Origin of the sequence: Vibrio maritimus (assembly GCF_021441885.1) — a bacterium.
Classification (GTDB): Bacteria; Pseudomonadota; Gammaproteobacteria; order Enterobacterales; family Vibrionaceae; genus Vibrio; species Vibrio maritimus_B.
Map to the genome: position 1 here is coordinate 2,754,192 of NZ_CP090438.1, position 21,417 is coordinate 2,775,608.

17 protein-coding genes are annotated in these 21,417 nt (G+C 47.1%); 7 read left to right on the forward strand and 10 right to left on the reverse strand.

The annotated features are described in order from the left end of the window. Positions 1-83: 83 nt before the first annotated feature. The gene (locus tag LY387_RS12615) at positions 84-680 is read right to left on the reverse strand and encodes a VOC family protein (RefSeq protein WP_042476566.1); all 597 of its coding nucleotides are present in this window, start codon (positions 678-680) and stop codon (positions 84-86) included. A gap of 175 nt (positions 681-855) precedes the next feature. On the opposite strand from LY387_RS12615, the gene argS reads away from it, so the two are divergent. Further along, positions 856-2,589: an arginine--tRNA ligase gene (gene argS / locus LY387_RS12620; protein WP_234494365.1), complete on the forward strand. Its 1,734-nt coding sequence runs from the start codon at positions 856-858 to the stop codon at positions 2,587-2,589. Between the two features lie 87 nt (positions 2,590-2,676). After that, on the forward strand, positions 2,677-3,105 hold the full coding sequence (locus LY387_RS12625) for an HIT domain-containing protein (RefSeq protein ID WP_234494366.1): 429 nt from the start codon (positions 2,677-2,679) through the stop codon (positions 3,103-3,105). A gap of 62 nt (positions 3,106-3,167) precedes the next feature. Here the strand turns inward: LY387_RS12625 and LY387_RS12630 are convergent, their stop codons facing one another. From LY387_RS12630 to LY387_RS12640, 3 genes are read right to left on the reverse strand one after another with little or no spacing between them, the layout of a single operon-like run. After that, complete coding sequence (locus tag LY387_RS12630) at positions 3,168-3,398, reverse strand: FeoC-like transcriptional regulator (protein ID WP_234494367.1); 231 nt, start codon at positions 3,396-3,398, stop codon at positions 3,168-3,170. Next, the gene (gene feoB, locus LY387_RS12635; RefSeq protein WP_234494368.1) at positions 3,395-5,665 is read right to left on the reverse strand and encodes a Fe(2+) transporter permease subunit FeoB; all 2,271 of its coding nucleotides are present in this window, start codon (positions 5,663-5,665) and stop codon (positions 3,395-3,397) included. Before feoB ends, LY387_RS12630 begins: the two co-directional genes overlap by 4 nt. Beyond that, positions 5,665-5,892 carry a FeoA family protein gene (locus tag LY387_RS12640; protein ID WP_128647839.1) on the reverse strand — a complete coding sequence of 76 codons (228 nt, stop codon included), beginning with the start codon at positions 5,890-5,892 and terminating at the stop codon, positions 5,665-5,667. Before LY387_RS12640 ends, feoB begins: the two co-directional genes overlap by 1 nt. Positions 5,893-6,449: 557 nt before the next feature. On the opposite strand from LY387_RS12640, the gene LY387_RS12645 reads away from it, so the two are divergent. Genes LY387_RS12645 through LY387_RS12655 form a run of 3 tightly spaced genes read left to right on the forward strand, consistent with a single transcriptional unit; the run spans position 6,450 to position 8,820 of the window. After that, positions 6,450-7,196, forward strand: a complete 747-nt coding sequence (locus tag LY387_RS12645) for a 5-oxoprolinase subunit PxpA (protein ID WP_419153448.1) — start codon at positions 6,450-6,452, stop codon at positions 7,194-7,196. After that, a complete protein-coding gene (gene pxpB, locus LY387_RS12650) occupies positions 7,193-7,888 on the forward strand; it encodes a 5-oxoprolinase subunit PxpB (protein ID WP_234494370.1) in 696 nt (231 codons plus the stop codon). Before LY387_RS12645 ends, pxpB begins: the two co-directional genes overlap by 4 nt. Next, positions 7,876-8,820: a biotin-dependent carboxyltransferase family protein gene (locus LY387_RS12655; RefSeq protein WP_234494371.1), complete on the forward strand. Its 945-nt coding sequence runs from the start codon at positions 7,876-7,878 to the stop codon at positions 8,818-8,820. The genes pxpB and LY387_RS12655 overlap by 13 nt, the downstream gene beginning before the upstream one ends. 16 nt (positions 8,821-8,836) lie before the next feature. Here LY387_RS12655 and LY387_RS12660 read toward each other — a convergent pair whose 3' ends face one another. Both LY387_RS12660 and znuA read right to left on the reverse strand, forming a co-directional pair. Next, complete coding sequence (locus tag LY387_RS12660; protein WP_234494372.1) at positions 8,837-12,295, reverse strand: helix-turn-helix domain-containing protein; 3,459 nt, start codon at positions 12,293-12,295, stop codon at positions 8,837-8,839. A 178-nt stretch (positions 12,296-12,473) separates the two neighbouring features. Continuing rightward, the gene (znuA, locus tag LY387_RS12665; RefSeq protein WP_234494373.1) at positions 12,474-13,358 is read right to left on the reverse strand and encodes a zinc ABC transporter substrate-binding protein ZnuA; all 885 of its coding nucleotides are present in this window, start codon (positions 13,356-13,358) and stop codon (positions 12,474-12,476) included. A gap of 80 nt (positions 13,359-13,438) precedes the next feature. Between znuA and znuC the strand changes: the two genes are divergently transcribed. Both znuC and znuB read left to right on the forward strand, forming a co-directional pair. Then, positions 13,439-14,227 (forward strand): zinc ABC transporter ATP-binding protein ZnuC, encoded by a 789-nt coding sequence (gene znuC / locus LY387_RS12670; RefSeq protein ID WP_234494374.1) that lies wholly within the window; start codon positions 13,439-13,441, stop codon positions 14,225-14,227. Further along, positions 14,220-15,005 carry a zinc ABC transporter permease subunit ZnuB gene (znuB, locus tag LY387_RS12675; protein WP_234494375.1) on the forward strand — a complete coding sequence of 262 codons (786 nt, stop codon included), beginning with the start codon at positions 14,220-14,222 and terminating at the stop codon, positions 15,003-15,005. The genes znuC and znuB overlap by 8 nt, the downstream gene beginning before the upstream one ends. Before the next feature lie 96 nt (positions 15,006-15,101). On the opposite strand, the gene sucD is transcribed toward znuB, so the two are convergent. From sucD to sucA, 4 genes are all read right to left on the reverse strand, one after another. After that, on the reverse strand, positions 15,102-15,974 hold the full coding sequence (gene sucD, locus LY387_RS12680; protein WP_234494376.1) for a succinate--CoA ligase subunit alpha: 873 nt from the start codon (positions 15,972-15,974) through the stop codon (positions 15,102-15,104). Beyond that, positions 15,974-17,140 carry an ADP-forming succinate--CoA ligase subunit beta gene (gene sucC, locus LY387_RS12685; RefSeq protein ID WP_042476405.1) on the reverse strand — a complete coding sequence of 389 codons (1,167 nt, stop codon included), beginning with the start codon at positions 17,138-17,140 and terminating at the stop codon, positions 15,974-15,976. The genes sucD and sucC overlap by 1 nt, the downstream gene beginning before the upstream one ends. A gap of 185 nt (positions 17,141-17,325) precedes the next feature. Further along, the gene (odhB, locus tag LY387_RS12690) at positions 17,326-18,531 is read right to left on the reverse strand and encodes a 2-oxoglutarate dehydrogenase complex dihydrolipoyllysine-residue succinyltransferase (protein ID WP_234494377.1); all 1,206 of its coding nucleotides are present in this window, start codon (positions 18,529-18,531) and stop codon (positions 17,326-17,328) included. 28 nt (positions 18,532-18,559) lie between these two features. Further along, on the reverse strand, positions 18,560-21,367 hold the full coding sequence (sucA, locus tag LY387_RS12695; RefSeq protein WP_234494378.1) for a 2-oxoglutarate dehydrogenase E1 component: 2,808 nt from the start codon (positions 21,365-21,367) through the stop codon (positions 18,560-18,562). Between the last annotated feature and the right edge of the window lie 50 nt (positions 21,368-21,417).

The window sequence follows — 21,417 nt, forward strand, 5'->3', positions numbered from 1 at the left end:
TATGAAGGTGTCTTTACCCTGTTTAACTGTTAACCACGCAAGTAACCTTTTTCACTAGGATGTCAGATTAAGAGCGGAGTCACTTATTCGTGTTCTGAAGCGACGATGTTTTTCAAACTGTGAGGGTGGAGCTTGATGCAGATGTTATTGAATTTAAACGCGACCGTTGGGTTAGCCAGACGCTCACCTTCTCCTTTCGGGCTCGATAACTTCACCTTCACCCCTTGTTGTTTCGCTTGCTCAAGCTGACGCTCAAGGTTCGGAAACAGCTTATAGAGATCTTGCAAAAAAGCCTCAGCGGTCAGCGCATTTGATGGCACCACAAATTCAACATGTTCCCAATCCTCTACTGGGTGTGTTTTACCAATCGCAGGGTAAGGCAATTCTAGACATTCAATCGACCATCCATGACTTTGAACAGCGTTATCGAACTCAAGCACGATAATTGGACGACCGTTGATCTGCGCCTCGGAGATCACTTTCCCATATTCTAACCATGCTTGATGCGCCGCTTTTGCTAGCTCAGCATCGTTAATACGCAAAGCAATATGATCCGCCTGATAAGCAGATAAATCGATAGCTAACAGGCTGCATAAAGCCTGAATATTATCCAGAAAATCATCGATTTTATTCAACATTGCAGAAGGCACTAGGCCTTTTTCTATCAGGGTTTGTTGCATTTATTCGTGCTCACTTTGATCATCAAACGCCAAATAGTAGCAGGATTGAGCTAGAATCAGAAAAAATACAAACTTTCCCCCTAGGTCAGCGGCGTTAAAGTTGCTATTATGTGCGCCAATTTACTAGATTAAATCCAATTCCAAGAATTGAAGCCAAGTTTTGAAGGAAATGCGTGTGAATATCCAAGCACTGATCAACGACAAAGTATCTCAGGCTCTAGAAGCCGCTGGCGCACCTGCAGGCAGTCCTGCGGCTGTTCGCCAATCTGCAAAGCCACAGTTTGGTGACTACCAAGCAAACGGTGTAATGGGCGTTGCTAAGAAGTTGGGTACTAATCCACGAGAATTCGCGCAAAAAGTTCTGGATGTTTTGGACCTAGATGGAATTGCAAGCAAAACAGAAATTGCTGGTCCTGGCTTTATCAACATCTTCCTAAGTGAAGAGTTCCTAGCGCAGCAAGCAGACGAGGCTCTGGCTGACTCTCGCCTAGGTGTGGCTTCTCAAGAGCAGCAAACGATCGTTGCTGACTACTCAGCACCAAACGTTGCTAAAGAAATGCACGTTGGTCACCTGCGCTCAACCATCATCGGTGATGCGGTTGTTCGCACGCTAGAGTTTTTGGGTCACAAAGTGATTCGTGCAAACCATATCGGCGACTGGGGTACTCAGTTCGGTATGCTTATCGCAAACCTAGAGCGCGTACAACAAGAGTCTGGCGAAGTCTCTATGGAACTTTCTGACCTTGAAGCGTTTTACCGTGAGTCTAAAAAACTGTATGACGAAGATGCAGAATTTGCCGAGCGCGCACGTGGCTATGTTGTAAAACTTCAAGGTGGCGATGAGTTCTGTGGCGAGATGTGGAAGAAACTGGTTGACGTCACTATGATTCAAAACCAGCGTAACTACGACCGTCTAAACGTATCACTGACTCGCGATGACGTAATGGGCGAAAGCATGTACAACGACATGCTGCCAGGCATTGTTCAAGATCTAAAAGAAAAAGGTCTAGCAGTAGAAGATGACGGCGCGCAAGTTGTATTCCTTGATGAGTACAAGAACAAAGATGGTGAGCCAATGGGCGTTATCATCCAGAAGCGTGACGGCGGCTTCCTTTACACCACTACTGATATCGCTTGTGCTAAGTACCGCTACGAGCAGCTAGGCGCAGATCGCGTACTTTACTTCATCGACTCACGTCAGCATCAGCACCTACAGCAAGCGTGGACAATTGTTCGTAAAGCTGGCTACGTACCAGAGTCAACAACGCTTGAGCACCACGCATTCGGTATGATGCTAGGTAAAGATGGCCGTCCATTTAAGACACGTGCTGGCGGCACGGTACGTCTCGCAGACCTTCTAGATGAAGCGGTTGAGCGTGCAAACACGCTTATCGAGTCTAAGAACCCTGAACTTGCAAGCGAAGAGAAAGCAAACATCGCGAACACAGTTGCAATGGCAGCGGTTAAGTACGCAGACCTTTCTAAGCACCGTACTACTGACTACGTGTTTGACTGGGACAACATGCTTGCATTTGAAGGCAACACAGCACCATACATGCAGTATGCGTATACACGTGTAGCGTCTGTATTTGCTAAAGCTGGTGTGTCGATGGATGAGCTTACTGGCGACATCAAGATCACTGACGAAAAAGAGAAAGCACTGGTTGCTAAGCTTCTACAATTTGAAGAAGCGGTTGAGTCAGTGGCTCGTGAAGGTCAGCCTCACATCATGTGTAGCTACCTATTCGAACTAGCAGGTCAATTCTCTAGCTTCTACGAAGCGTGCCCAATCCTAGTTGCCGAAGACGAAGCGGTGAAGCAAAGCCGTCTACGTCTTGCAGCCCTAACTGCTAAGACTATCAAACAAGGTCTTGAGCTACTGGGTATCGAGACACTAGAAAGAATGTAATTTATTGAATTACCATTCATAATAGAAGGCGAGATGCGAAAGCACCTCGCCTTTTTTGTCCCTTTTACTTCGACATGAGCGCCTACCATGAGCTTTGAACTGCACCCACAACTTACAAAAGACACTAGCCTACTTGGTGAATTTCCATTGAGTATGGCGCTACTACACAGAGACGACTCGGTTCCTTGGGTTATCTTGGTGCCTAAGAAAGTAGACTTAACTGAGCTGCATCACCTGCCAATGTCGGAACAGCAGCAGTTTCTAATCGAGTCTGAGGTTGTAAACCGTGCTCTAGAGGCCCTATTTACCCCGGATAAGCTCAATTTTGGCGCACTGGGTAATATGGTGCCGCAGCTTCACGTTCATCATATTGCGCGCTTTAAGAATGATATCGCTTGGCCTGGACCACTGTGGGGAAGCACCAAGGGTGAGTATCGCAGTGATGAAGACCAACAAAGCTTGGTTCAACGTATTCAGTCGCAGCTCGCGGAAAGTGAGCTTTTTATAAGCGCGTGATTGACTAATAGCTGGCTGTTCAAGAAAAGAAAAGCTCCGACAAAATCGGAGCTTTTTAGTGACTACATTTTAACACTCAGTGATAAAGCATTGGCTTGATTCACATGATATCGCACGCGCATCACCTGGCCTTTCTTATCACAATCTTCCGTCCTTGAAAGCTTTCCTTTTCGAATCCAGACCGCAAGCATGGCATCAACTCCGTCTTCGCTGAGCGAGAACTGCTTTGCTAGCTCTTGTCGGTTTACGGCTGGGTTCGCTTCAATATACGCTTTCAAATCAGATAGAATCATGCCGTTTGCATCTCCATTTGTGCCTGCTTTTTGCCTTGGTTCTTAAGCAGTTTCCACACCAATGCGCCCGCTGCCAAGATTGCAACGATCCACACAGCACTCGTCATCGGGTGAAGAGCGAAGTGAGTGACTTGGTAGTACAGCGTTGCACCACCGTAGGCAAGTCCCATGGTCCATACTGCAATAAAGCGCGCGTACTTCTGTCCAAACTCTTTCACGTAAGCGCCCATAGCCGCAACACATGGAGTGTAGAGCAAGATGAAGATCAAGTAAGCAAACGCTGCGTTACTGGTCACGAAGTAGCCTTTAAGGTTACCAAAGATCGAGCTATCTACCTCTTGGTCTTCTGCTACTGCCGAAGAATCAGACAGATCACCGACATCGACACCCAGTGGGTCTGAGTAGCTGAGATCCGCCAGGTTCGCAGGAATCGACTCAACAGCCTCTTGAAGGCTACCCAGTAGATCATATTCGCCCTCTTCACCCTCACTAGAGGTGTAAAGGCTGTTTAGCGTACCGACGACTGCTTCTTTGGCAAAGATACCCGTGATAATACCCACTGTCGCCGGCCAGTTGTCTTGTTGAACACCCATAGGAGCAAAAACAGGAGTGACGACTTGTGCTGCTTTTGACAGTACTGAGTTCTCGCTATCTTGGTTACCAAAACTGCCATCTGTACCCACTGAGTTTAGGAAGCTAAGAATGGTCACAACCACAACGATGGTTTTACCGGCACCGAGTACAAAGCGCTTTAGCTTCTGCCAGGTCTTAATCATCACATTCTGGAAAGTTGGTAGCTCATAGTCAGGCATTTCCATCACTAGGCTATCGCTCGAGCCCGGGTAAATCGTGTGCTTTAACACCAAACCAGTAAAGACGGCTGCAACAATACCTAAAAGGTAAAGAGCAAATACTACGTTCTGACCACTTTCTGGGAAGAATGCAGCTGCAAACAGAGCGTATACAGGCAGTCTCGCGCCACATGACATAAATGGAGCCATAGAAGCGGCGAGTTTACGCTCACGCTCTTGATCCAATGTGCGTGTCGCCATAATCGAAGGCACGTTACAACCAAAGCCAAGCACAAGAGGCACAAACGCTTTGCCTGGCAGACCAATTTTCTGCATGACTTTATCAAGTACAAACGCCGCTCGTGACATATAACCAGAGCTCTCTAGCACCGCCAAGAACAGATAAAGCGCGGCAATCACTGGAATAAAGGTCGCCACGGTTTGGATACCACCGCCGACACCATCAGCAATCAGAGTAACAAGCCAAACTGGAAGGTGGTCATCAAGAAGGTAGTGTCCGCCATCAACAAGAAGTGCGCCAACACCGATATCAAAGAAGTCGATGAAAGCACTGCCAATGTTAATGGAGAACATAAACATGAGATACATGACCACGAAGAAGAAAGGCACACCAACCCATTTATTTAGGATGAAGCCATCTACTTTTTCGGTAAAGCTTCGGCTCAGTTTACCCTCGCTGCGGCGAAGCTTTTTGCACTGCTCATGCAAGAAGGTGTACTTGGTATCTGCCACTTGAAGGTCAATGTCGATCTCTGCTTGGTTTGATGCCAGCTCGATCTCATCTCTCTGCTCTGAGGTGAGTGAGTTCAGCACCATAACATCATTTTCTAGCGCTCGAATCGCCAAAGCGCGAGAGCTCACTGACTCACCAGCAAAGGTCGGCTCAACTTTTGCGATCGCCTGTTCCATGTCAGAGCCGTAGTTAATCGCAAGTGCATCGAGAGTAAGACCTTGCACAACCGTTTTATGCAAACGCTCTTTCAGGGCTCTTACCTGATCTTTGTCAGTCGCAGAAAGCGTGAGCACTGGGCAGCCAAGTGCTTTTTCTAAGCCAGCGACATCCAGCTTGATACGTTCGCGCTTTAACGCATCCATTTTGTTAAGCACAACGACCATCGGACGACCCAGCTCACGAAGCTGCAGCGTCATGTAGAGACTGCGCTCAAGGCTTGTCGCGTCGACAACATTGATAATAAGGTCTGCTGGATGAGTCAGTACCGCGCGAGAAGCAATAGACTCATCAATACTGTTGCCATCATTTCCGCTATCCAGTGCATAGATACCAGGTAGGTCCGTTAATTGAAATTGGTCACCGGCATGGCTGTACTGACCCGTTTTCTTCTCCACTGTTACGCCAGCCCAGTTACCGACTTGCTGCTTAGCACCTGTTAGGCCATTGAATAGCGTTGTTTTACCACTATTAGGATTACCAACAGTAAGGATGGTGTAGTTCATCACAATGACTCCACTTCTATTGATTGAGCAATATTGTTGCGAACTGCTAGTGACACACCACGCACTTCGATCTGCAATGGGTCGCCCATAGGAGCACGACGAATCACTTTTACTTCTGTGTTTGGTAACAACCCCATTACCATCAATTTTTTACGGACGTCACTCGATAGCCCAGTTAGCGCAGTAATCTTGCCACTGCTTCCGATGTTCAAATCAGCAAGTTTCATTCAATTCACCCAAACTATGATTGGTAATGAGAAATATTAACATTAACAGTCATTTTATAGTTGCAAGCTTATTTTGCGCATTGCGCTACGTCAATTTAGGCCGGATTGCAAACGTATTATTTGTCAAAATATGTCCGTCAATTACGTCAAAATGTCATCTAAAAAACTTTTATCGTGACAAAACAATGACACCCACAAAAACTAAATTTAAATAAAAGTTCATATTTTCAACATCTTAACTGGACCCAATAAAACTGTCGCAATCTTCATGGTAACTTGCCGTTATTTTTATAAGGAAATTAAGTCGAGTTATTTATAGTTAATACCAACAGAGCAACCTGCTCCTGTTAATCGAAATTCCAGAGGTGATGTGGGCGACCACATCACTCCGGCAGCAAGCGAAGGTGTCATTGACACCCGCGGTATGGTCCCCCGGCTATGCCGCGATTTTTTTTGTCTGCTATCTAATACCTCACAAACCTACCGTCCACGAATTGTAAAAACACAAACACCACTTCATAATTTAACTATCTCTGATAAAAGGAAATTATCCTATGATGAAGTTAAATGGGGACGTTGGTGAAAGCTTTGGTCAATGGAATATGGGATGTGACAGCGAACTGATCCCACTTCTCGATATGGCAAACATCGCTTGTGGCTTTCATGCATCCGACCCCGACCACATGTCGCAAACCGTTCAACTTTGCAAAGCACATGACGTCACCATAGGAGCACATCCGGGTTATCCAGATTTACAAGGATTTGGCAGGCGCAGTCTTGCCATGGCTGGTGAGTCCATTACTCACTCTATCCTGTATCAGGTAGGTGCGTTACAAGCAGTTACAAAGCATCATCAAACCTGCGTCGAGTACATAAAACCTCATGGCGCGCTTTACAACGATATGATGGCATCTGCTTCTGTATTTGATGCTGTGTTGCAGGCCGCTCATACGCTAGAGTTGCCTTTGATGATATTGGACACCGCAGAAGCTAACACTTATCGCTCTCTTGCTGATGAGCAAGGGGTTGCTTTGATTATGGAGGCATTTGCCGATCGTCGGTATCTGAGCTCTGGTCGCCTTGCGCCTCGTCAGCTCGACAACGCCGTCCTTCACCAGCCTGACGAAATATTGTCACAAGCTGATGCTTTTCTGTCACAGCGCCCAATCACCACCATAGAAGGTGAGTCATTACTTCTAGCGCCAGATACACTTTGCGTCCACGGTGATAACCAAGCGTCTATAAAAGTAGCAAGTCAGTTAAAACAGCGTATCGCTCAGACTGAAGCTAAGGCTAGATCATGAAGACGCCGTCTATAGAGCAAGTGAGTGAATCGGCACTGCTGTTAACCTTTGCTAGCCGTATAGATACGTCCCTTCCTACGAAAATTGCCAGTATCGCCAATCAGCTAGAGCAAGCGTTTTCAGGCTCAATTACCAACTGCACCCCCTCCTACACAACGCTACTTATTGAGTTTCATCCGATTCGCTGCTCTGCCAACCAGATCATTCAGTTCGTAGAGGGTATTTCTGCCAAAGATGAGATTGATGAGGACACGTTAGGTGGGCCTATTATGTTGCCCACCTATTATGGTGAAGAAGTTGCTCCAGACTTGCTCGCACTAGAAGCCTGGCTGTCGTTGTCTCGAGAAGACATAGTCATGTACCACACCAGTACGATTTACTCAGTGTGTGCGATTGGTTTTGCCCCTGGCTTTGCATTTCTAGCAGAGCTACCCGAGCAAATACGTGCACCTAGACACGTCACACCTCGCTCGTTTGTGCCAAAAGGCAGTGTCGGTATCGCAAACAACCAAACCGCCGTCTACCCCAACGACACTCCGGGAGGATGGCAAATTATTGGCAATTGTCCTTTACCCCTGTTTAATCAAGCTTCACCAGATCAATCACTTCTAAAAGTCGGTGACCGAGTGCAATTCCATGCTATTAGTAAACAGAAGTTTTTGTCACTAGGAGGGCGCTTATGGGACGCCTAATTGTCATCAATGATAATCATCATATAACGACTCAAGACTTAGGCCGATTTGGAGCCAGTAAATACGGACTCACTCAAGGTGGCGCCGCAGACCTTCATGCTCACTGTTGGGGACAAAAACTACTGGGTAACACCATGTCTAGCACCAGCCTCGAAATACTATTGGGGCGTGCCAAATTCCGAGCCGAGGGCGATATGACCCTTGTTCTCACTGGCGCAGATTGCAACGCCGAGATACTGACAGGGAGCACAGATAGTAGAAGAGTGGTCAATTGGCATCCATTTGGCCTCAGAGATGGACAAGAGTTGCATTTATCGATCCCGAGAACAGGTTGCCGAACCTATATCTCTGCGAGCGGCGGATTCGATGTCGCAACCTTCATGGGAAGCACATCGACCGTCGAGCGCGATGGGGTCGGTGGTATCAAAGCAGGTTTGCCATTAGCTAATGGAGATTCGCTAAAGTCAGTCGACAGCGATTCATCCATTCCTTCCGATAACATGCCCAGAACGGCAATGCCCAATTACGAAGGCGTACGCACACTTCGTATTATCCCTAGCTTTCAATATCACCAATTGGATAGGTATCTTCTACAAAGAGTTCTGCAGCAACCTTACAGTGTCAGTCCGAACAGCAACAGAATGGGCGTTAGACTACAAGCAAGACTTGAGTCTGAGCCAGTAAATACTGACTCACTCATTTCCGAAGGTATTGTCTGTGGTGCTGTACAAATCCCGCCCGACGGCAATCCTATTGTCATGTTAAGCGACCATCAAACGCTTGGCGGGTATCCAAAACTTGGTGTGGTCGCATTTCGCGACCTTTCCGTTGCGGCTCAATTAAGACCCGGAGATGCTGTACGTTTACGCCTTACTAACCTCCCATTGGAGAGGCTGAAGCAGCGCGCATTTTATCGCTACTTTAATTTGTAACAAGGTCACTCAATACCTAGCTCTCGGTCACGTCCATCATGGCAAACTTAGATGGTGGAAGACCAAAGTAGACCTTAAAGCGCTGCGAGAAATACGACGGGTCGTTGAAGCCACACGCGAACGCAACGTCAGACACCTTCTCTCCCTGCAAGAGCATCTCACAGGCTTTTTCCATACGAACATCCGTTAAATAATCGGTAAAGGTACTGTTAAACTGCGATTTAAAGCGGCGCTGGAAGCTCCTTTCTGACAAGAATAAAGCTTTAGATACAGACGCCGTGCTAAAGTCCGGGTCATTAAACTGCTCCGATACTAGCCGAGTAACTTGGCGCTTCCACTGCTCATGCTTGTCGACTTTTATTTCAACAGGCGGCTTCGAAGCCTCCACTCCGAGTATCGGTTTTCCAACAGTGCGCTCTGCGATATCGCCAGAACCACTGTCTTGCTTGTCTTCTGGAGAGAGCATCCAGCGAAGTGTTAAACGATTCGTGCTTCCTCTTTCGACCGGCTTTAACTCCCCACCTGAGCGATGAATATGAGCAGGGAGGCTCGAAGGGCTAAAATCGAGCTGACTCTCTTTTCCGTCAAACGATTGAGTGGAGGCCTGTTCGTTGTAGTTAGGCAAAGGTAAACCATTGTCTTCGAAAATAACATTGAGTTTGGTTAGTTCATCATCAACCGTCACCTTAAGCACCTGACCTCGAACCATTCTTCGAAGTGCATTAGCGATGACAGAGTTGAAAATGATGTCGAGATTACACGTATCGAGAACTACACGCTCACAGCTCGCTTTGACCACGAGTTCGACTTTTATGCCATAACTATCCAGCTCTTTTTTCCACGCATCGACGGTAAACTTGAGGATACTGACCACAGAGCAAACAACAGGGGATGTACTCTCCTCATCAAAAATAGCCTTGATGTTGTCGAGCCCATCATAATCTGGCGTTCTACTCTTTGACCAATTAGGGATCTGCTCAAGCTTAAACTGAGCGCTATGTTGGGCCGCTTGCTCCACCAACTCTTGCAGCAATAGTTGTCGGATTTTAAAAGCCTTACGCAACTGCTGATTATTACCAACCAACACTCGACTCTGGTGCTGAAGCTGCTCAGTTTTTAAGGCGACTTGTGTCTTCAACGAACGGTTCATAAACCGGATCCGTCTTGAGCGCCAATAGATAATGCCAGCAATAAGCAGTATGGATGCTAGCCCTAGGACTGAATAGAACATGCCCGTCATATACCAAGGAGTACGTACTAAATAACTGAAGCGTATAGGAAGACTCTGCTCTTGCGCACCTAGTACGGCCACTTCAAGGGAGTGGATACCTGGCGTTGGCTTATCAATGTTTAGTTGGAAGCCTTGCATCGTTTGCCAATCGGTATCAGGTGTTCGGTATACCAAACTTTGGCCTTGATTAGACGGCCACAAGCTCAATTGCAATGCAATGCTATCGCCATAATCAACGTCGTGGACCGCCTCTTGAATGTCACCCAAGCTGATGGGTTCGTTATTCACCGATACTTGCGAGACTAAAACCTTAGGGGTTGGCGCAGGGTTATCTAGCAGTTTGTTGGGAGAAAACTCTACGATGCCATATCGTGAACCTAAAACGACGCGATCACTGTATGAGCTATAAGCACAGCTACCGTTAATAAATTCATTACTTATCACACCATAAGGCGCACTTAGGTGTCTGACTATCTGCCCATTATCATTGTATGCGGTGAGTCCCGCAGAGCTAATAAGCCAAAACGCATTATCACTTCGAGTAATACAAACAGGTCTAGTGCTATCCTGAAAAAGCTCCAGTCGAGAAAATAACTGATGCTCAGTATCATAGCGAAACGCACCATAGCTGCTAGCAGCCCAGATACTATTGTCATGCGCAACCATTTCGGTGACGCTTCCAAATGGCTCACTTTCACCAATATAACGACTTCGACCTTGCTCAATGATATAGAGCCCGTGATCCGTGCCAATGAGGGCCCTATCCTTCCCAAGTGCATTTATCTCGGTCACCTTTGCGGGTAAGTGACCACTCACAACCCATTCTTGCCCATAGTCTTTTGCAGAGCGGGTTTCGATGTCGATACTGAAAAGATGAAGACCGTCACTGACCCACAATACGTGACCACTCCCTAAAGCAACATGTTCGACCTGAGCCGGGAGGTTTTCTACGGTTTGATTCATTGCTGTAATTTGGTAAGCCCCAAGCTCTACATGCATGAGCCCTCGGTCTGTGGCTAACCAAAGCTCTTGCTCGCGCTGTGCAAGTGAGGTCACTGCGCCCCAAAATACCATCGCTGACTCACCCTGCTCATCAACGGAGTAGAGCGCACTTCCGGTAATGACCCAATATCCTCCAAGCGGATTATCCATCACCTCCAGCTTTGGCTCTAAGCGATTCAGGTTTTCATCAATCGTTACCGAGCTACGTTTAAAAAGCGAACCATATTCAGAAAAATAACGGACACCGTTATTCGTCGCGATCCACATACCGAGTTCACCGTCCGCGACAAGGGCATAGATCTTCTCACCAGCAAGACCAAATTCATCGTGAGGGTTAAATTTGACCCGTTTAATTTCCTGAGACGCTTTGTCAAGAAGGTACAGTCCCTGCTCCGTCCCTACCCAGAAATGTGTCGCGGAGCTCTCAAGTGCAAGTACATGTTGACCTAATGGAAAGAACTGTCGTTCGCCAGTGTTATCTAAAGGCAAAGTCTCAACACCGGAGTGGTAGCCTATGACAAGCGTATTCGACTGGGGCTCGACAAGTAACCGAGAGACTTGTCCACGATGTGTTTTACCCACATAGCTCAAACTATCGTTTTGCCAACGATAGAGCCCAACATTGGTGCCTATGTACCAACCATCTGAAGTGTCTATCGCTGCGGTCACCGAAACGCCAACACCACCATAAAAGCGCTCAAACGCCTTGATCTCAATGGATTCAAATCGAGAGCTTGAATTAATACCAAGATAGAGGTGTTGGTCGGTCGCAAACCAAATGTGCTCACCACCATTTCCAAGCGATTGAATATGCTCAGTCAGCTTAGTGGTATACACCTTCTCGACGTTACCAAACGGCTTTTTAGAAAAAAGCTTGTTTGCCTTTGCATACCAAAACTGCCCCTCAAAAAAAGTGACGTCATTGTATTCGAACGCGAGATTCTCTAACTCAATAAACCGAGTACCATCATAGAAGCGCACACGATTATGGACATCAATGGACCAAAGCCCTCCCTCTAAACCAGAAAACAACTGTTTAGCAGCTAGGAACTGCCCATTGGTTTGTAATGACAAAGGATAAAAAACAGGAGGAAGCTCTTTCGCTTTTAGGCTTAATGGACATAGCAAAAGCAAAGCGGTGAACAAACAAGTAAATATCGAGCGAGCAGACACCGTTTGACTACCCGCTCTTTTATGCGAGGTAGTAGGCGAGCTAAGTGTTTGCAGCAAGGATAGAGTCAAAGCCAAACCAGTTAATTTGCGACGATAATTATCGTAAATCTACTGGATTTGGCTTTGTTAGGAAAGGAAAAGCGTGACTTCAGTCGCCTAAATGGCTAAATGATCACAGGTAAAACTTAATTAAACGCCCATTTTGTGGAACGGCACTCACATTATGTGCAATGTCATTTGTCGGCTTTTACTGACTTAGACACCCTGCATAGCTATCTGCAACTGCCTTTAAGAAGGTGAAGTAGCTGCCTTTTTTAACCTCAATATCAGTACCTAACGGGTCGAGCTGACCAATATGCGTGCCCGTTCCGCGTGTCACTGACTCAACAACCGCAGGGGTAAATTGAGGCTCAGAGAACACACATTTTACATTCTGCTCGCGCAGCGTTGTCTTAATTGAGATCAGTGTCTTAGCTCCCGGCTTACGCTCGGGGCTAACGGTAAAGTGTCCGAGGTTGTTGAGCTTAAAGAATTCCTCGTAGTATCCGTACGCATCATGGAAAACGTAGTAGCCTTCACTACGAACCGGCTCAAGTTGTGCCTTCACTTCATCAATCGTTTTATCTAGACTAGCTTCAAACTCCGCCAACTTTTGTTGGTAAGCTTCGGTATTATCAGCGTCAAGCTCTTGAAGCTTGGTCGAGATTGCACGCGCAACCTGTCGGCTCTGCTCAGGGCCTAACCATACATGAGGATCATAGCTACCGTGATGATGACCTTCATGCCCATGGTCATGCTCATCTTCGCCAAATTCACGCAGCGATAGCCCGTCAATCGCTTCAATTTTTACCGTATTAGGCTGCCCTTCCAGAGACTTTGATAAGAAGCTCTCAAGATCGTTACCAAACCAAACCACAAGTTCACTGCTACGTAATTTCTTCACGTCAGAAGGTTTGAGTGCATAATCATGAGGAGAGGCGTTGGCATTCAATATTGAAGATGTAGATTGTCCATCGAGGATAAGCTCCTGAGAAATCATCTCAAATGGTTTAATACTGTTTAGCACTTCAAAAGCTTGCGATTTAAGCGGAAGCAGTGTAGTAAGTGCCACAATTGGAATGTAACGATGCATAGGGCTTCAAAATCCTTCTAGCTAGTAATGGCTCGAAATGTTACATTATAACACGTATCAATTGCAAATGAGTTCTATTTATGTCCGAACTGATTAAACTGGACCGCGTTAGTGTTGAGTTCAGCAAGAGAAAGGTTCTAGATAATATTAGCCTAACGATAAATCGTGGTGAAATTCTCACTCTAATAGGTCCTAATGGTGCCGGAAAGTCTACGCTGGTAAAGGTCATACTGGGTCTTCAAAATCGCTACAAGGGCCATATTACGCGCGATAAAAAACTCAAGATTGGTTATGTTCCTCAGAAGCTCAAACTCAATGATTCACTTCCGCTTAATGTGGAGCGCTTTCTGGCATTAGCCGGTAAGTACAGCGTTCAAGAAAGGCTCGACGCGCTAAAACTTGTCGGAGCCGAGCACCTAATTAAGAACAACATGCATCAGCTCTCTGGTGGTGAGAACCAGCGCGTATTGCTCGCACGTGCGCTCTTGCAACGACCTGACATATTGGTTCTTGATGAGCCTGCGCAAGGTGTTGATGTACAGGGTCAGATCGACCTCTACGAACTCATCGATTCGATACGTCATCGATTTAATTGTGCTGTGTTTATGGTGTCGCACGACCTACATCTGGTGATGGCAAAGTCCGATAACGTTATCTGCCTGCACCACCATATTTGTTGCCAAGGCGCGCCACAAACGGTTAGGCAGCACCCTTCTTACATTGCATTGTTTGGTAGCGCTACGCAAGAAACACTGGCCTTCTATCAACATCAGCACCTACATCACCACCACGACCTTTCAGGTGAACCAGTGCAAGGTGACGCCACACAATGTTCACACCATGATCACGGACACGCCCATCATGATTGAGTTTTTACTTCCTTCGATTATTGCCGGTATTGGCATTGCTTTGATTGCTGGTCCACTTGGATCCTTTGTGGTTTGGCGCAGAATGGCTTACTTTGGTGATACGCTTGCCCACGCCTCGCTAATGGGCTTAGCGCTCGGCTTTCTGTTCAACATTAACCTCTACCTCGCGCTCGTCATTTGCTGCATGGCGCTCGCTATCGTTTTGGTGACGCTGCAAAAGCAAAAACTGGTTGCGACAGATACTCTGCTTGGGATACTCGCACATAGTGCGCTCTCGCTCGGTTTGGTTGCCGTAAGCTTTTTGGATAATGTTCGCGTCGATTTGATGAGCTACCTGTTTGGTGACCTGCTTGCTGTCTCGCCGACCGATCTTTTCTACATTTATGCTGGAGTCGCGGTGATTGGCTTGTTGCTGTTCATTTTTTGGCGGCCACTTCTGTCAACGACTGTGAATGAAGATCTCGCTGCCGTTGAAGGCGTCAACGTCGATTTAATGCGCTTAATCATTATGTTAATGGTGGGTCTGGTTATCGCTATCGGAATGAAGTTTGTTGGCGCACTGATTATGACATCACTACTCATCATTCCCGCAGCCACCGCTCGCAAGTTTACTGTGACACCAGAGCAGATGGCCGTTACCGCATCTGTTATTGGTATCATCTCTGTTTTTTGTGGCCTTAGCCTCTCTTGGTTCTACGATACGCCTGCAGGACCATCAGTGGTGATCAGTGCAGCAGGTTTTTTCTTACTGGCTCAGCTCGCGCCCTCAAGAGCCTAACGTTCGACGGATTCTTAGGTTTACACGTAGTTTAGATACCAGAAACAAAAAAGCTCTAGCGAATCGCTAGAGCTTTGTATTTTCAACAAGTAGGCATTACCAACCGGTGATCTCGCGAAGACCTTTACCGATGTCAGCAAGGCTCTTAACCGTCTTAACACCCGCAGCTTCTAGTGCTGCAAACTTGTCTTCTGCGGTACCTTTACCACCAGAGATAATCGCACCAGCGTGACCCATACGCTTACCTGGAGGCGCTGTAACACCTGCAATGTAAGACACAACAGGCTTAGTGACGTTCTCTTTGATAAATGCTGCCGCTTCTTCTTCCGCTGTACCGCCGATCTCACCAATCATAACGATCGCTTCAGTTTCAGGATCTTGTTCGAACAGCTTCAGGATATCGATGAAGTTTGAACCTGGGATTGGGTCACCACCGATACCAACACATGTAGACTGACCAAAGCCTTCATCAGTTGTCTGCTTAACCGCTTCGTACGTAAGAGTGCCTGAACGAGATACGATACCCACTTTACCTTTCTTGTGGATATGACCTGGCATGATACCGATTTTACACTCATCAGGAGTGATAACGCCTGGGCAGTTTGGACCAATCATCACAACGCCCGCTTCATCTAGACGTACTTTAACGTCAAGTAGATCCAGCGTTGGAATGCCTTCAGTGATGGTTACGATCAGCTTAATACCAGCGTCAATCGCTTCAAGAATCGCATCTTTACAGAACGGTGCTGGTACGTAGATAACTGATGCCGTCGCACCTGTCTCTTCAACCGCTTCGCGCACTGTGTTAAATACAGGAAGACCTAGATGAGTTTGACCACCTTTGCCTGGAGAAACACCGCCTACCATTTGTGTGCCGTAAGCAATAGCTTGCTCTGAGTGGAACGTACCTTGACCACCAGTGAAGCCTTGGCAGATAACTTTTGTATCTTTATTAATTAGTACAGACATTATTTGCCCTCCGCTGCAGCAACTACTTTTTCCGCTGCTTCTGTTAGCGAGCTTGCAGCAATGATATTCAGACCACTTTCCGCGAGTTTTTGTGAGCCTAGAGGCGCATTGTTACCCTCTAGACGAACCACTACTGGTACTTCAACACCAACCTCTTCAACTGCACCAATGATGCCATCCGCGATAAGGTCACAACGTACGATACCACCGAAGATGTTAACCAGAACTGCTTTCACGTTGCTGTCAGATAGGATGATCTTAAACGCTTCTGTTACACGTTCTTTTGTCGCGCCACCACCTACATCAAGGAAGTTAGCTGGCTGACCGCCGTGCAGGTTTACGATGTCCATGGTACCCATTGCAAGACCCGCACCGTTAACCATACAGCCGATGTTGCCATCAAGTGCTACGTAGTTAAGCTCCCATTGAGCCGCGTGTGCTTCACGCTCATCTTCTTGCGAAGGATCGTGCATTTCACGAAGCTTAGGCTGACGGTAAAGTGCATTTGAATCGATGTTGATCTTGCCATCAAGACATAGAAGGTTGCCTTCGCCAGTGATAACCAGTGGGTTGATTTCTAGCAATGCAAGGTCGTATTGAGCAAACATGTTGCCCAGACCCATGAAGATTTTTACGAACTGCTTGATTTGGTCGCCTTCAAGACCAAGCTTGAACGCAAGCTCACGACCTTGGTAAGCCTGTGGACCCACTAATGGATCAATCGCAGCTTTATGAATAAGCTCTGGCGTTTCTTCCGCCACTTTTTCAATCTCAACGCCACCTTCAGTTGATGCCATAAACACGATACGACGTGTAGCACGGTCAACAACGGCACCAAGATAAAGCTCATTGGCGATGTTAGACGCTTCTTCAACTAGGATCTTAGTCACTGGTTGACCATTTGCGTCTGTTTGATAAGTCACTAGGTTCTTACCAAGCCACTTCTGAGCGAATTCTTTAACACCATCTTTGGTGTCATGAAGTTCCACGCCGCCCGCTTTACCGCGGCCACCAGCGTGAACCTGACATTTAACTACTTTCTTTTCAGTACTGATACGACCAGCAGCTTCGAATGCTTCTTGTGGGGTGTCACATGCGTAGCCTTCTGGTACAGGCAATCCGAATTCTGCAAACAGCTGTTTGGCTTGATATTCATGCAAATTCATTGTGCGATTCCATTTGTTATATCCCTGAGGGATTTTATATTTCCATATACCGATTATCGGTAATACGTCTGTAGGAGTACTCGTTAGAGCCGCCTCTTCGGGGCTTACTAAGGAGCTAGACGTTGAGCTAGTCTAGCTCCATTTATTTTGGACGTCTATACATCCAAAATAAAAACAACACTTAACTATACATCCAGTAGCAAGCGTGCTGGATCTTCCAGTAGTTCCTTGATAGTCACCAAGAAGCCTACTGACTCACGGCCATCGATTAAACGGTGGTCATAAGAAAGCGCTAAATACATCATCGGCAGGATCTCTACCTTGCCATCAACAGCCATCGGACGGTCTTGAATCTTGTGCATACCCAAGATTGCCGCTTGTGGTGGGTTGATGATAGGCGTAGACATTAGTGAGCCAAACACACCGCCGTTAGTGATGGTGAAGTTACCACCCGTCAACTCTTCAACCGTTAGTTTGCCGTCACGACCTTTGATCGCTAGCTCTTTAATACCTTTTTCGATATCAGCAAAGCCTAGTGAATCACAGTCTTTTAGTACTGGTGTCACAAGACCACGTGGCGTTGAAACTGCCATGCTGATGTCAAAGTAGTTGTGATAAACAATGTCATCACCGTCGATAGATGCGTTCACTTCTGGGTAGCGTTTTAGCGCTTCCGTTACGGCCTTCACGTAGAAAGACATGAAGCCTAGACGAGTGCCGTGGCGCTCTTCAAACTGGTCTTTGTACTGCTTACGAAGATCCATAATTGGCTTCATGTTCACTTCGTTAAACGTAGTCAGCATCGCAGTGCTGTTCTTCGCTTCAAGCAGACGCTCCGCTACACGTTTACGTAGGCGAGTCATAGGTACACGTTTTTGGCTACGAGCCAATACAGGTGCTACCGCTGCCTCAGTTTCAGCTTTTGGTGCGTTCTTCGCTGCAGCCAAGTGTGCCTCGATGTCTTCACGCGTAATACGACCGCCAACACCAGTGCCTTTTACATCCTCAGCTCTGAGGTCGTTCTCAGCAAGAAGACGACGAACGGCTGGGCTAAGAGCGTCATTAGACTCTTCCGTCAGCGCCGCTTTGTGACGCTTGTCTGGAGAAGCTTCTGTTGATTCAGTGGTATCTGTGGTTGGTTCACCAGCGACTGCACCAGGCTTAAGCTTGGCAATCAGCTGCTTAGATAGAACCGTTGCACCTTCTTCTTCAATAATCTCTTCAAGAACACCTTCTTCAGGTGCAGGGACTTCAAGAACCACTTTATCGGTTTCGATATCAACGATAACTTCATCACGCGCTACCGCTTCGCCTGGTTTCTTGTGCCAAGTCGCGACTGTCGCGTCTGCAACTGATTCAGGTAAGTCTGGAACCAGAATTTCAATTGTCATATCTGTTTCTTCCTTTTTCTTCTAGTTCTTAATCTAGGGTCAACGCGTCAGAAATTAACGCTTTCTGTTGTTTCAAGTGTACCGACATATAACCAACCGCCGGAGATGCTGATGCTGGACGACCAGCGTATTTCAAGTCAGCGCCTGCAGGGATAGCTGCACGGAAATTGTGTTGACTTGAATACCAAGCACCTTGGTTTTGAGGCTCTTCCTGACACCAAACGAAATCTTGAGCATTGGTGTATTCAGCAATCTTGGCTTTTACATCATCCAGTGGGAATGGATATAGCTGTTCAATACGAACAATCGCCACATCTTCTTGCTCGTTGCTACGACGTTGCTCTAGCAAGTCGAAATAGACTTTACCGGAGCAGAATACAACGCGCTTGACGTTTTCTGGCTTAAGCTCATCGACTTCACCGATCGCAGGTTCAAACGTACCCTCTGCCAAATCTTCAATGCTAGACGTACACAATGGGTGTCTTAGCAGTGACTTAGGTGACATGACGATAAGCGGACGACGCATTGGACGAACGACCTGACGGCGAATCATGTGGTAAACCTGAGCTGGCGTTGATGGAATCACCACCTGCATGTTTTGTTCAGCACATAATTGAAGGTAACGTTCCAGACGAGCCGAAGAGTGCTCAGGGCCTTGACCTTCATAACCGTGCGGCAACAGCATCGTCAGACCGCACAGACGACCCCATTTTTGCTCACCAGACGAAATAAATTGGTCGATTACAACTTGAGCACCGTTGGCGAAATCACCAAACTGTGCTTCCCAAATCGTGAGACCACTTGGCTCTGCTGTTGCATAGCCATACTCAAATGCCAGTACCGCTTCTTCCGATAGAACCGAGTCAAATACCTGGAATGGACCCTGTTTATCGTGAAGGTTAGCAAGTGGAATGTAGGTACTTGCATCTTCTTGGTTGTGCAGCACTGAGTGGCGGTGGAAGAACGTACCACGACCAGAGTCCTGACCTGAAATACGGATGCGCTTACCATCATCGAGCAGCGTTGCATACGCCAACGTCTCTGCCATACCCCAGTCGATCATCTTCTCGCCACTCATCATGGCAGCACGATCGTTGTAGAGTTTGTTGACTCGACTTTGGAGCTTATGACTATCTGGATATTGACCAAGCTTCTGACCAAGCGCAACTAGGCGCTCAGTACCGACCTGACCACCCCACTCTTCGTCCCAATCTCGACCAAGATACGGAGACCAGTCAACAGAGTGAAGAGCCATTGGGCGCCACTCTTTACAAACCACTTCACCACGATCCAGCGCGTCACGGTATTCATTGATCATCTGCGTTGCAGTTTCAATGTCACTCTCTTCACGCTCGATCAGGACATCCGCATACAGCTTACGCGGTGTTGGGTGCTTTTTGATCTTCTGGTACATCAGTGGCTGAGTAGCGTTCGGCTCATCAGCTTCGTTGTGACCATGACGACGGTAACAAACCAGGTCAATAACCACGTCTTTCGCGAACTCGTTGCGGAAATCTAAGGCAATCTGAGTAACAAATGCCACCGCTTCTGGATCATCTGCGTTAACGTGGAAAATCGGCGCCTGAACCATTTTCGCGATATCGGTACAGTACATCGTTGAACGAGTATCGCGCGGATTAGAGGTCGTAAAGCCAACTTGGTTATTCACTACGATGCGAATAGTACCGCCAACTTTAAAGCCACGTGCTTGCGACATGTTAAAGGTTTCTTGTACGACACCTTGACCCGCAATCGCAGAGTCGCCGTGAATCGTAATAGGCAGAACCATACCGCCATCTTTATCGCCTAAGCGATCTTGACGAGCACGAACTGAACCAATAACAACCGGGTTAACGATTTCAAGGTGAGATGGGTTGAATGCTAATGCTAAATGCACATCTCCACCTGGCGTCGCGAAGTCAGCAGAGAAACCTTGGTGGTACTTAACATCACCTGTACCCCATGTTTCGTCGTGCTTACCAGCGAACTCATCGAAAAGGTCTTGAGGTTTTTTACCCAAGACGTTAACCAACATGTTCAAACGACCACGGTGCGCCATACCAATGACCACTTCACGCATGCCTTGGCTACCAGCATGTCGAATCAGTTCTTTTGTCATTGGGATTAGAGCATCACCACCCTCTAGCGAGAAACGTTTAGCACCTGGGAATTTAGCACCAAGATAGCGCTCTAGACCTTCAGCGGCGGTAAGTTCTGCTAAGAAAGTGTGTTTATGTTCGGAATCAAAGGAGGGCTGACCAACGACCGACTCTAGACGTTGCTGAATCCAACGTTTTTGAGCAGTGTTCGTCATGTGCATATATTCTGCACCGATAGAGCCACAGTAGGTTTTTTGCAGCGCCTTGTGAAGATCACGTAACGTCATGCTTTCTTGCCCGATAGCAAAAGAGCCTACATTGAACGTTTCGTCTAAGTCATCTTCGGTGAGTGAATGGAACGCAGGCTCCAATTCATCAACGGTTGGGCGTTTCCATAAACCAAGTGGGTCCAGATTAGCAGCTTGATGCCCGCGGAAGCGGTAAGCATTGATAAGCTGTAGAACCTTTACTTGTTTTGCATCGACCTCGGGGTCACTTACTTGAGCACTTGAATGCTTTGTTTCTTGAGCGAGTCGTCGGAAGTAATCACGGACACGTGAGTGCGGTTGTTCAACCACATCAGGCTGCACAGGCAACCCATCAAATACACGTTTCCACTCCTCACTTACCTGTTCGGGATCACTTAGATACAGTTCGTAGAGGTCTTCTACGTACGTTGCATTGGCGCCTGCCAAGTGTGAAGACTCGAGCCATGCCTTCATCACACTATTGTGCATATTTTCCCTTAACCAGTAGTTTTCACGTATGCATCGGTCTACGCCGAGCT